11 protein-coding genes are annotated in these 11,437 nt (G+C 48.6%); all 11 read right to left on the bottom strand.

Going from position 1 to position 11,437, the window contains the following annotated elements; translation table 11 throughout:
• Positions 1-895: porphobilinogen synthase (hemB, locus tag QZV24_RS08965; protein WP_294523078.1), on the bottom strand; the 895-nt coding region annotated here is incomplete at its 3' end.
• Positions 895-2,409 (bottom strand): uroporphyrinogen-III C-methyltransferase, encoded by a 1,515-nt coding sequence (gene cobA / locus QZV24_RS08970; RefSeq protein WP_294523080.1) that lies wholly within the window; start codon positions 2,407-2,409, stop codon positions 895-897. The genes hemB and cobA, both read right to left, overlap by 1 nt.
• An 18-nt stretch (positions 2,410-2,427) precedes the next feature.
• Positions 2,428-3,360 (bottom strand): hydroxymethylbilane synthase, encoded by a 933-nt coding sequence (gene hemC / locus QZV24_RS08975; protein ID WP_294523082.1) that lies wholly within the window; start codon positions 3,358-3,360, stop codon positions 2,428-2,430.
• The gene (gene hemA, locus QZV24_RS08980) at positions 3,353-4,645 is read right to left on the bottom strand and encodes a glutamyl-tRNA reductase (protein ID WP_294523084.1); all 1,293 of its coding nucleotides are present in this window, start codon (positions 4,643-4,645) and stop codon (positions 3,353-3,355) included. Before hemA ends, hemC begins: the two co-directional genes overlap by 8 nt.
• Positions 4,587-5,246 carry a bifunctional precorrin-2 dehydrogenase/sirohydrochlorin ferrochelatase gene (locus tag QZV24_RS08985; RefSeq protein ID WP_363138152.1) on the bottom strand — a complete coding sequence of 220 codons (660 nt, stop codon included), beginning with the start codon at positions 5,244-5,246 and terminating at the stop codon, positions 4,587-4,589. The genes hemA and QZV24_RS08985 overlap by 59 nt, the downstream gene beginning before the upstream one ends.
• Before the next feature lie 267 nt (positions 5,247-5,513).
• Positions 5,514-6,185, bottom strand: coding sequence for a response regulator transcription factor (locus QZV24_RS08990; RefSeq protein WP_290656367.1), 672 nt, complete (start codon positions 6,183-6,185; stop codon positions 5,514-5,516).
• A gap of 67 nt (positions 6,186-6,252) precedes the next feature.
• Complete coding sequence (locus QZV24_RS08995; protein WP_294523086.1) at positions 6,253-7,329, bottom strand: type II secretion system protein GspD; 1,077 nt, start codon at positions 7,327-7,329, stop codon at positions 6,253-6,255.
• A gap of 14 nt (positions 7,330-7,343) precedes the next feature.
• Positions 7,344-7,916, bottom strand: a complete 573-nt coding sequence (locus QZV24_RS09000; protein ID WP_294523089.1) for a hypothetical protein — start codon at positions 7,914-7,916, stop codon at positions 7,344-7,346.
• Between the two features lie 99 nt (positions 7,917-8,015).
• Positions 8,016-9,464, bottom strand: a complete 1,449-nt coding sequence (locus tag QZV24_RS09005) for a glucose-6-phosphate isomerase (protein ID WP_294523090.1) — start codon at positions 9,462-9,464, stop codon at positions 8,016-8,018.
• Positions 9,465-9,583: 119 nt separating this feature from the next.
• Positions 9,584-10,027: a hypothetical protein gene (locus QZV24_RS09010; protein ID WP_294523091.1), complete on the bottom strand. Its 444-nt coding sequence runs from the start codon at positions 10,025-10,027 to the stop codon at positions 9,584-9,586.
• Between the two features lies 1 nt (position 10,028).
• Positions 10,029-11,437 (bottom strand): GGDEF domain-containing protein (locus tag QZV24_RS09015; RefSeq protein WP_294523092.1); only part of this gene is annotated, 1,409 nt, incomplete at its 5' end.

Genomic DNA, 11,437 nt, shown 5'->3' on the forward strand with positions numbered 1-11,437 from the left:
GGGTCTCCAACACAATCCGCTGTTCATCAATCCAGCCGTTAGCGGCTGCCGCTTTCACCATAGCGTATTCACCACTGACATTATATACGGCCACTGGATGATTTATACGGTCCCGGACCTGCCGCACTATATCCAGATAAGCCAATGCCGGCTTTACCATGATAATGTCGGCCCCTTCTGCCAAATCCAGCTCCACTTCCTTCATAGCTTCCCGGCTATTGGCCGGATCCATCTGATAGGCCCGCCGATCACCAAACTGTGGTGCCGAATCAGCGGCGTCCCTGAATGGACCGTAATACCCAGAGGCGTATTTAACCGCGTAAGACATAATTGACACATTGATAAAAGCATTGTCATCCAACGCCTGTCGAATAGCTGCTACCCGGCCATCCATCATATCCGACGGAGCGATAATATCCGCCCCGGCCTGAGCCTGACTCACTGCCACTTTCTGCAGCAGCTTCAAGGTAGCATCATTATCCACATAGTGATCACACAGTTGGCCACAATGGCCATGGGTAGTGTATTGGCACAGGCACACATCGCCTACAACCACCAGCTCCGGCACCGCCTTTTTTATAGCCATAATGGCCTGCTGTACCGGTGATTTCATATCCCAAGCACTGGAACCAATCTCATCCTTGTATTCCGGCAGACCAAATACCTCCACCGAAGGAATGCCCAGTTCAAAAATTTCCTTGGCTTGTTCCACCGCTTTATCCACGGACAAATGATAACACCCCGGCATACTGGCAATTTCTTCTTTGACATTTACCCCTGGCACCACAAATATAGGATAGACAAAATCCTTCACTGACACGCTGGTTTCCCGTACCATGGACCGAATGTGTTCATTTAGGCGCATACGGCGTGGCCGCAGCTTCTGTTCCAACATTAAAATGCCTCCTTAATAGACTGTACAAGTCCCTCTATGGTATATTCGGCAGCGACAATATCCGCCGTCAAGCCGTTTTTTTGCATAGTTTCCGCCGTTATAGGGCCAATGGCGGCCAGTTGGGCTTCTTTAAGCAATTCCGGCTCCTTTAATATCTTTAGCAAATTTTCCACAGTGGATGAGCTGGTAAAGGTCACCACATCTATTTCACCCTTGGCCAATGAATTCCTTATTTCAACTGCTTCCGCATCCCCCATAACCGTTTCATAGGCCACAACCACATCCACCTGAGCCCCGGCCTTGGTTAGGGCCTCCGGCAAAAGGGCTCTGGCTTCCGCTGCCCTCGGTATTAAAATTTTAGTACCAGCTATCAATTCATTATCAAGAGCCTCTATTATTCCTTCCGCCTGATATCGTTCCGGCACCACATCAGCCGTTATGCCATGACTGGCCAGTGCCTGGGCCGTAGCCGCTCCAATAGCACAAATCCTGGCCTTGTACAGGACTCGGGCATCCTTACCTCCAGCCACCAGCCGATGCCAGAAATGCTCAACTCCATTGGTGCTAGTAAAAATCAGCCAATTATATTTATCAAGCTGTCCAATTGCCTTGTCCAACGCCTCATAATTATCCACCGGAGGAACAATTTTTATGGCTGGAGCCTCGATACACTCTGCTCCCAGCTCCTCCAACGCAGTAGTCAGCTTTGATGCCTGACTGCGGGACCTGGTTACCAAAACCTTTTTCCCAAACAACGGCTTCATGGCAATATTGTCAAACCAGGCCAAATCAGCCCGCAAATTCACCACATCCCCCACCAAAAAAATACATGGTGGCTTGATGCCTTCTCGCTGGGCCATAGCCGCTGCCTCGACCAAGGTACTGGTCCAAACCTGCTGCTGTAGCTTGGTTCCCCAACGAATAATGGCCACTGGAGTGGTTGCCGGTCGGCCATTTTCAATAAGTTTTGCGGTTATCTTCGGCAGATTAGCTACTCCCATTAGGAATACCAAAGTATCCGTAGCAGTAGCCAGTTTTTCCCAATTTATATCGGAACTATCCTTGGTAGGATCCTCATGCCCGGTAATCACGGAAAATGATGCCGCCACGCCCCGATGGGTAACCGGAATACCGGCATAGGCCGGTACCGAAATAGCCGAAGTTACTCCCGGCACAATCTCAAAGGGGATGTTATTTTTCTGCAGTAGCAGAGCTTCCTCCCCGCCCCGGCCGAACACAAATGGATCACCGCCTTTGAGGCGCACCACGGTTTTGCCGGCTTTGCCCAAATCCACCAACAACTGACAAATCTTATCCTGCGTCATGGTATGCTGACTGGAGGCCTTGCCCACATAAATAAATTCCGCATTTTGCGGCGCATACTGCAATATACGTTTGTCCGCCAACCGGTCATATACCACTGTATCGGCCCGCTTCAGGCAATCACACGCCTTTAAAGTCAATAACCGATAATCACCCGGTCCGGCCCCTACCAAAAATACCTTTCCTGCCATTTATCAAAAATCTCCTCGTCAAACATCGATACCCAATTCCATCAACACTTCCCGGCCGCCTGCAGCAAGCAGCTTATCCGCCAGAGACTGGCCCAAAGTTTCCGCCTGTGCTGGTTCACCGACAGTGCAATCCCGGAAAATCCGTCGCCCATCCAGAGAGGCAATGATACCTTCCACCTGCAATCGGCCTTGTTCCATTGTTCCATACACTCCCACCGGCACCTGACAGCCGCCCTGTACCCGCCGGAGAAAGGCTCGCTCCGCTTTAGTGCAAGCCAATGTATCATCATCATTCAAAAACGCAATCAAATCAGTTACTTCCGTATCATTGCACCGACATTCTACGGCCAGGGCACCCTGCCCCACCGCCGGCAAACAGATGGCTGGGTCAATCACATCAGTTATCATATGGGAAAAGCCCAGTCGTTTCAATCCGGCAGCTGCCAGCACAATACCATCAAAGTGCTCATCTACCAGCTTTTTTAAACGGGTGTTTACATTCCCCCGCAGATCACAAATATTCAAATCTGGCCGTACGCTTAGAAGCTGAGCCTTGCGCCGCAGACTGGAGGTCCCTACTTTGGCCCCCACAGGCAGCTTGTCAAACAGCTTATATTTAGGGCTTACAAGAACATCCCCCGGGTCTTCCCGTTGCGTTACAGCGCCAATAATCAACCCTTCCGGCACTTCCACCGGCATATCCTTCAAGCTATGTACTGCAATATCTATCTCACCGGCCAGCATAGCTGTTTCCAGTTCCTTGGTAAACAGCCCCTTGCCACCGATTTTGGCCAGAGGGGCATCCAATATTTTATCGCCCTTGGTGGTCATCAACTGCTTTTCCACTATTAAATCTGGATATGTCTTCTGTAGCCGCTCAGCGATGTAATCGGCCTGCCATAAAGCCAGCTGACTGCTTCTGGTGCCGATGACCAGCCGCTTATTACTCATCAATCGACTCCTCCTGCAATTTAAACAATTTTCGAATGGCGAATTTCAATATCCGTTCCCGAGAAGTTCCGGCCGTTTTATTCACCATACGCATCGGATCCCGTAGCATTTTCCGTACTATCATATGAGTCATTTTTTCAATAACCCGGTATTCTTCCTCACTCAAATCCGGCAGCTTCCGCATGGCCCGCTTCATTTCCCGGCAACGAATGAACTCGGCCTTATCGGACAATTGAGCCATTATTGGCTGCATGGACAGATAGGCAAACCGGTCCATCAGGCCTTCCACCTCTTCCTGAATGATGCCCTCTGCCACCAGAGCTTCCTTCTGCCGCTCCTGAAGATTATCATCTACCACCGCCTTGAGGTCGTCGATATTGTACAAACATACCCCTGACAGTTCACCAACGGCCGGCTCCACATCTCGGGGAACGGCAATATCAATCAGTACCAGAGGCTTTCCATTCCGGCTGTCCAGCGCATGGACAATCTCCCGCTTATGAATAACATAGTGGGGCGCGCCCGTTGAAGTTATAACAATATCCACGCTACCCAGCAAACCATATACCTCAGGCCATTCTACCGCCTGCCCGCCATATTGATTAGCCAATTCCACCGCCCGATCCAAATGACGATTGGCTACATACAGAGATTTTAATCCCTGGGATGCCAAATGAGTTGCCGTAAGCTCCGCCATTTTCCCGGCCCCAAACAACAGCACCCGACAGTTGGCAAAATCGCCCAGCTTGGCTCGGGCCAATTCCACTGCTGCATAGCTAACTGATACGGCATTAAAGGCTATCCTGGTTTCTGTCCGCACGCGTTTTCCCGTGGCAATAGCCCGGTTAAACAACAAATTCAGCAGCGTACCCGTTGCATTGGCGGATTGGGCAATGGCATAAGCATGCTTTACCTGGCTGAGTATCTGCCCCTCACCAATCACCAAAGAATCCAGACTGGCGGTAACTCGTAGCAAATGTTCCACACATTCCTCTTCCTCATAGCGATAAGTGTATTGCCGAAAAAAATCCTCATCACATTCCGTGTTATTTAACTCCGCCCAAAAGCTGGCCACGGTGTTGCCACAGCCACGGCTGACCACTGCATATATTTCACTGCGATTGCAGGTAGACAATACCACTGCCTCATGCAAATGCTCATATATTTCCAGCTTTTCCAGTCCCTTTTTGATAACCTCCGGGGCCAAGCAGAATTTTTCTCTTATCTCAACGGGGGCTGTCCGATGGTTCAGTCCCAAAGCTACTAATTCCACGCCTGATTTCATTTTTTGCTCCATCCAAATCATTATCCAAAATCAATTCAATAATATCTGCCGTTAACAGCCGGCGCCATAACTTGCCCCGTTGTTGACTATCTCCATATTTTGCCATCAGCTCCTGACGGATTTCCTGCAAAAATACGGCAAATTCACCAAACCCATCGTGGTACCGCTGAGCTACATCCTCCCGCAACAGCCGGGAAAAGCCCGGGCTGGTCCCGTCGGTGTCCACAGTGAATTGCACCGGCCCCCTTTTAACAACTCCCGGCAATGTAAAATCACCCAGCTCCGGGGCTGTAGCCACATTTACCAAAGCCCCTTTGGCTTTGGCCTCCAGGGCAGCCTGCCGGTTTATCTCACCATCATCCGTAGCACAAAAGACACAAAAAAAACCTTCCAGCAGGTCTCTAGCCTTGCTGTAAGCCGTTCTTTTCCAAATAATTTGTCCATTTTCAGCCAACGACTGTAATTCCGGTCCTAGCTCCGGCGAAATAACCGTAACCTTAGCGCCATAGTCCAAGAGGCGCTCAATCTTCCGCTGAGCCACTCGCCCCCCGCCTACTACCGCACAGGCTCGGCCTGTCATATTCAAATTGATTGGATACATACTCTCCTCACCATAAATAAACACACAAATAAATGAATCCAATTCACCTTTATAGTATAACGCAGTTGTTCAAATTTTTCCATTTAATATGGAAAAATACTCCTATTATTCCCGTTGGGGAGTACCTCATCCACCGTCTTCGACGGTCCCCCTTCCCCATAGGGGAAGGCAAGCTGACCTGTGGAGGAGCAGCTAATCGTGGAGGCTGATTGCCATAATGAACAAAAACCGAGCCACCGTAAAATTACAATGGCTCGGTCAAAAATTTCAATCAAGATTCATAATATTATGCTTCAGCACATATATCAAAGCCTGGGTTCGGTCATTAACATTTAGCTTGCGGAAAATATTGGTGAGATGATTCTTAACCGTTTTCTCACTGACAAACAATGTCTTGGCAATATCCTGATTATTAAAGCCCTTGGCAATGCAAGCCAGCACATCCATCTCCCGGTTGGTAAGCCGTTCCCCCCGACCAGTCCGCCACATTTCCTTGGCTTTTTCCGTAACATTTTCATCAGCCCGCAGCTTACCGAAAATTCTTTCCTCCAACTCCGGATAAATATAGGCTCCGCCATCATTTACAATATGTATGGCCTTAATCAGCACCTCCGGTTCCACATCTTTTAACAGATAGCCGGATGCACCATTCTTTAACATCTCAATAACATAATTGTCATTATCATGAATGGTCAGTGCTATAATCTTAGTCTTACACTTGGCCGATTGAAGCTGTCCCGCCACATCCAGGCCGTTTAAACCCGGCATATTAAGATCCAATAAAAGAATATCTGGCTGTAACATCAAGGTTCTGGCCAAGGTTTCCTGACCTTCCCCAGTTTCGCCCACTACATCAATATCATCTTCAAAGTTTAATACCCGTTTTATCCCCTGTCGTAAAAGCGCGTGATCATCCGCTATCAGTACCCTTATTGCCATGTACCGTCCCTCACTTTATACTGCAAAATGCCACTCATACGATTGTATTATACCATACTATATAGGATTATTGAAGTATCTGGGCTTTAATAAAAATCATTATTTCTTCATTGGAGGTCCTGCTGCTGCGATTTTGAAACAGCTGCCCCAATATGGGAATGTCCCCTAAAAAGGGTATCTTGGCAAATTGCTTTTCTTCCTCCTTGCTGATAAGTCCCCCGATGACCAGTGTCTCCCCATCCTGAAGCCGCACCTGAGTATCCACAGACCGTTTTTGAAAGCTATACGCCTTCATTTCCTTCACAAAAGTAGGGGCACTCACTTCGATATGCAGCACCGAATCAATGTATCCATCTGCGTTGACAAAAGGCCGACATTTCAGGATAATCCCCGCCGGGCGATACTCAATGGATGTAGTCGTAGTACTGTTGGTAACTGATACCGCCGGCACAGGCACCTCGCCACCAATATTTATTACAGCTTCCCTTCCCTGCATAGTAACAATATTCGGCTTGGATAACACCTTGGCTTTCCCCTGGGCCAGCAGTAAATCCAGCTGGGCATTATAGGTAAAATCATGGGGAATTTTGCTCCATTCCCAACTCACGCCCATTTTGTCCGCAGCATCCTGCTTCACAGCTACCACCCGGGCTTCCAGGGCTACTTGCCGGGCCGGCACATCCAGTTTCCGCACCAGCTCCTGTACCTTGGTGGCTTCTTCTCTGGTCCCATATATCAATAGAGAGCGGGAATTTACATCTACTGCCACCTTGGGTACATACAGCTCCACTTCACCTTTCAGCTCACCCAAGTCCGCATATTGAACCGGAATAACATGCACCTTTCCCAGTTTGTCCATTAGGCCTTGCCCCCGACCAATAAACAAAGTACCTTCCCGTTCCATCATAGTCAGGCCACTGGCCAGTACAATCTGGTGTATAGCATCCCGGGCTGGCATATTTTGTATATTGACACTGACTTTGGTATCTATACTGCTGTCCATCACCACATTGATATTTTCTGTTTGGGCCGCAAACCGAATAAGCTGGCTGGCACTCCCCTCCGATACATTCAGGCTGACCGCCTCACACAGTGTCCCTAGCCAAAGGCAACACCCCAATATTATCAATATTTTAAATTTCACCGTATCCATTCCTTCTACTTTCCTATTTGATGCATATGCATCACCTGTTCCCCCGTCGGGGTCTGCCATACCGCCTTATCCTCACCTATGCTCTCCAGACGGATATGCCCCAGACTGTCCCCGACATACAATATATATTGTTTTCCCTGATACTCCACCAGTACGGCTTGCCTGGTACCTCCGGTCATAATTCCCTGCAACACCGGCAAGGTGGGTTTCGCCATTGACTTCTTCCCCTTCTCATTTGCCTTGGAAGCAACTTTCACATCCGGACGCTCCTGGTTTCCCGATGCTCGGATTGATGGTTCCCTTGGCACCTCAGCAAAGGGATCCGTCAGTGTTCCTTCTTTCACAGCCTGATTCATCCCCTTTATTGCCTGAAAACCGTTCTTGGCATTATGCGCTGGTTTTCCCTCCGAAAAAACAGTAATGGCCTGAGGCGGCTGCCCCAGACCATTATTGCCTACGAAGATTATCCCTAGGCACAGCACTATAAACAAACTTATGCGTACCCAAAAATAATCCTTCACTAATCGCAAAAAATGCCGGCCAGCTTTTCCAGCAAGGTCAAATATTTCTCCCTGCAAGTCTGCCACTCCTTTTCGACATATTATGCTGACCGGATAACCATGCTAAAGGACAACACGCTTGCGAAATCCCGTCATATAATATCCATATTTAATTCATCATTTTTTTAAAGCCTGCAGGCTCGGTCCCATAATCCGTTTATAGGCCTCAACGCCTGGCTGATTAAAGGCGTCCACATCGGCCAGTTCTCCTTCATAAGCAATGGACAAAGCCAGCATATAGAGCAACTCACCCAGATGATAAGCATCCAGCTTTGGCAACGAGAACAAAGCATTGAACCGGTTATTGGAAGCCAGGGCCGACGCATTGGACTCCCGGGCCACTTCCAGAGCCTGACTCATCTTGACTCCGGAAATATCCGCCAACTTCTGAGCCTCCGGGAAGGAATTCGGAATTACAAAATCCGTATCCCACTCCTCAATGCGGATAAACTGCACCACCTTGTTCAGCTTGCCCTCTTGGTGCTGCTGGGTTTGTGCATGCATATCTGTAGTACCGACAGCCACAATCGGCGTCCGCCCATACAGCACTTCCTTACCACTACGGTCCACCTGCTTGCCCAATGACTCAGCCAATAACTGAATGTACCATTCCGACACGGATTTCAGATAATCGCCATACGGCATCATTACTTCCATATCCCGACCATACTTTTCCGCTGCAATGTATTTCAGCACCGCATTCAAAAGCGCCGGATTTTGCCATACATCTTCGTTCTGGCAGGCCATATCCATATCCTTTGCTCCATTGAGAAAAGCTTCAATATCAAAACCGGAAACGGCCGCCAGTACCAAGCCCACATCACAGAAGATGGAGAACCGACCGCCAACCCCATCCGGTACGCTGTACTGTGGCCAGTTATTGTCCATGGCCAGTTTTTTCAGCAGGGTAGGCTTTTCCTCATTCGGGTCGGTAACAGCAATAATTTCCACATCAATATCCGGATTTTTCTTTATGGCATCATAAATAACCATAAAATTGGACATGGTATCCAAAGTACTACCGGATTTGGAAATAACCATCAAATCCACAACCATTTTCCGCTTTAAATGAGACTTGATGATACGGGCTGACCGTTCCAGCTCCTTTATCAAATCCCCGGTGCGTCGTGGGTCAATGTTATTGCCACTGAAATAAATCTTCGGCATACCGCCCCGTTCCTCTGTGGTCATGGAGTTCCAAAACTCACCGCACTGTACATCGAAAATCACCTTATTGCCCAGATAAGAACCACCAATTCCCAAAGAAACCACTGCATCCACCCGGTTTTTCACCGAATCGGTCAGTTCCTTCAAATGTGCCAGCGACTCCGGCGAATTAAGATGCCCCTTCTCCACATATGGCAGCTGGGAGAAATACACCTTTTCCGGCGTACCGTCCTTGGACAGGTGTCCCCTGATCACCCCGTCCTGACGCATTACCTTAATAGCCTTGTTGGCTTCAGCAATCTTTCCCGCCAAATCCTTAACATCCTGTTCAGTAACCTTGCCGTCCCCTACCAGATTACTGTAATCAAATGAAAAACCTGATTTTAATCTAAGTTCCATAGAAAATCCCCCTCATTTTTCATCTTCTTTGTATATTTCGTGAAAAATCTAAAATTTCCTTGTTATTTTTGTATTTATCTTGAAAATTTAAAGAGAGGCTTTTCAGCCTCTCTTATAACTCAATCCAATAATTCACCTAAATTTGTCTTATACAAATGAGAGCGGTGCCACTGCAGCGCAAAATTCAGCACCTGTTCCATAACCCGATTATTTCCGGCCACCCCGTTGGAATATCCCAGCTTCATCGACGGGACATCACTTTGGGCAGCCACTTTCTTGGTATCATACTGATAAATCTTGGTATATTCATACTGATATGACTTTTCCTTCATATCAAAATGGGTAGTATACATATACATCGTATTGAACAGGGCCTTGACAATGTACACATCCACCGTCAGTTCATCCAACCCCTCATACTTAATGGAATTAACATCCACATAATAACCGGTGTGGTCACTGCTGTCCACAAACCGCCGGTCCACCCGCTTAGCCGCCAGGGCAGTTCCCATCAGACACAAAGTCAATGCCCCTACCAGCAACATAGTAATGATTTTCTTCATATTATTCTTCACCGCTATTCTCTACAGTTCGATTTGTCTCAGGCTCATTCGCCGACTCCGGTCCATCAGCCAGCCAGTCAGTCCCTTCCGGCACCACAATCCCCTTCTTCACATTCATCCGCTGGTCAGCAATCTTCACCAACTCATTTGGCCGCCGGGAATCCATCGGAAAAGCCGAACACCCCACATCAAGGGCAACATTTATCGGAATACCATCCACATTGATAACTCTGGCCACTTTTTCCTTTATCTCATTGAGACGGCGGGAAACCCCTTCCAGGGACTCATTATCAATAATCGCCACAAAGGAGTCCTCCCCCAGCCGGAACAGCTTGTCATCCTCCTTCAGGCAATCCTGAATCCGATTGGCCACTTCCTTCAATATTCTATCCCCAGTATCCATACCATAGGCCTTGTTGACCCGCTTTAGATTTTGAATATCCATGCAGGCCACCACAAAATGGGCCTTTAACTGATGGCACATCCCAGCCAGAGCTTCCTTCAAGGCCCGCTTGTTGCCGGACTGGGTCAGCTGATCTGTCATAAGCAGCCGCCGGTTTTCCGCCCGCTGCTGCCGTATGGTTAACCCCCACAAGGTGAGACCGCCTAAAACAGCCCCTGCAATCAAACTGGCAATCAACCCCATACTCTGTCCGGTCTGGCTCCAACTATCCGTCGGTGCCAGCTTCACCATCCAGTGTCCCCCCGGAACCCGGGCCGAAGCAGCAGCTGCATTATCCGGCACTTCACCCTCGGAATGAATAATCACACCATCCTTTTCCAAGGAGGAATTATTACCATAAACACTATATAAGTAGCCAGCAGCTTGAATTTCCTTCAAGGCATCATCCTCGATGGCCTCCGGCAGCTTCATTACCAGCGCCACATTGCCCAGATAATCAAAATGCTGGGTCCGGTTGTTATAAGCAAATACCGGTGACATAGCCAGAACGCCCTCTGTGCCGGACTGCAGTTTCACAGGCGACATCACCAAAGGTGTGCCATCACCGGATATAGCTGTATCCTGTAGCTTGGCAAAGGCTGGGGCCAGTCCACTGTCAGCCCCAAAGCTGAATCCGTTTGGATAGGCAATCGGAGCCCGTCCTGCCGGCGAATACTGAATGCCGATAATCTTCCCATTCTGTTTGACAACAGACTGAGCGGCTGACATAAACCAGCCATCATTAGTCCGTTGCTGCCGGGCTACATCGGCCATCCGGGAAGTATCCGTCACCATATCCCGGGCCACCACTTCCAGCCGTAGACTGTATTTAGTGGCAGCATCCTGGGCCTTCTCCATACTTTCCTGAGAAGTATACTGGCCAATAACCGTAATACCAGCCCAACAAACCACTGTCACAAGAACAAAGACTGTTATTGAAAGCAGCCATTTATTTATTCCTTTATTCG

It is taken from the genome of uncultured Anaerovibrio sp., assembly GCA_902786545.1.
In the GTDB taxonomy this organism is placed as follows: domain Bacteria; phylum Bacillota; class Negativicutes; order Selenomonadales; family Selenomonadaceae; genus Anaerovibrio.

Bases quoted from the DNA above. Each gene is read 5' to 3' on its own strand.
- cobA (WP_294523080.1), bottom strand. From the start codon at position 2,409: ATGGCAGGAAAGGTATTTTTGGTAGGGGCCGGACCGGGTGATTATCGG.
- hemC (WP_294523082.1), bottom strand. From the start codon at position 3,360: ATGAGTAATAAGCGGCTGGTCATCGGCACCAGAAGCAGTCAGCTGGCT.
- hemA (WP_294523084.1), bottom strand. From the start codon at position 4,645: ATGAAATCAGGCGTGGAATTAGTAGCTTTGGGACTGAACCATCGGACA.
- QZV24_RS08985 (WP_363138152.1), bottom strand. From the start codon at position 5,246: ATGTATCCAATCAATTTGAATATGACAGGCCGAGCCTGTGCGGTAGTA.
- QZV24_RS08990 (WP_290656367.1), bottom strand. From the start codon at position 6,185: ATGGCAATAAGGGTACTGATAGCGGATGATCACGCGCTTTTACGACAG.
- QZV24_RS09005 (WP_294523090.1), bottom strand. From the start codon at position 9,464: ATGGAACTTAGATTAAAATCAGGTTTTTCATTTGATTACAGTAATCTG.
- QZV24_RS09010 (WP_294523091.1), bottom strand. From the start codon at position 10,027: ATGAAGAAAATCATTACTATGTTGCTGGTAGGGGCATTGACTTTGTGT.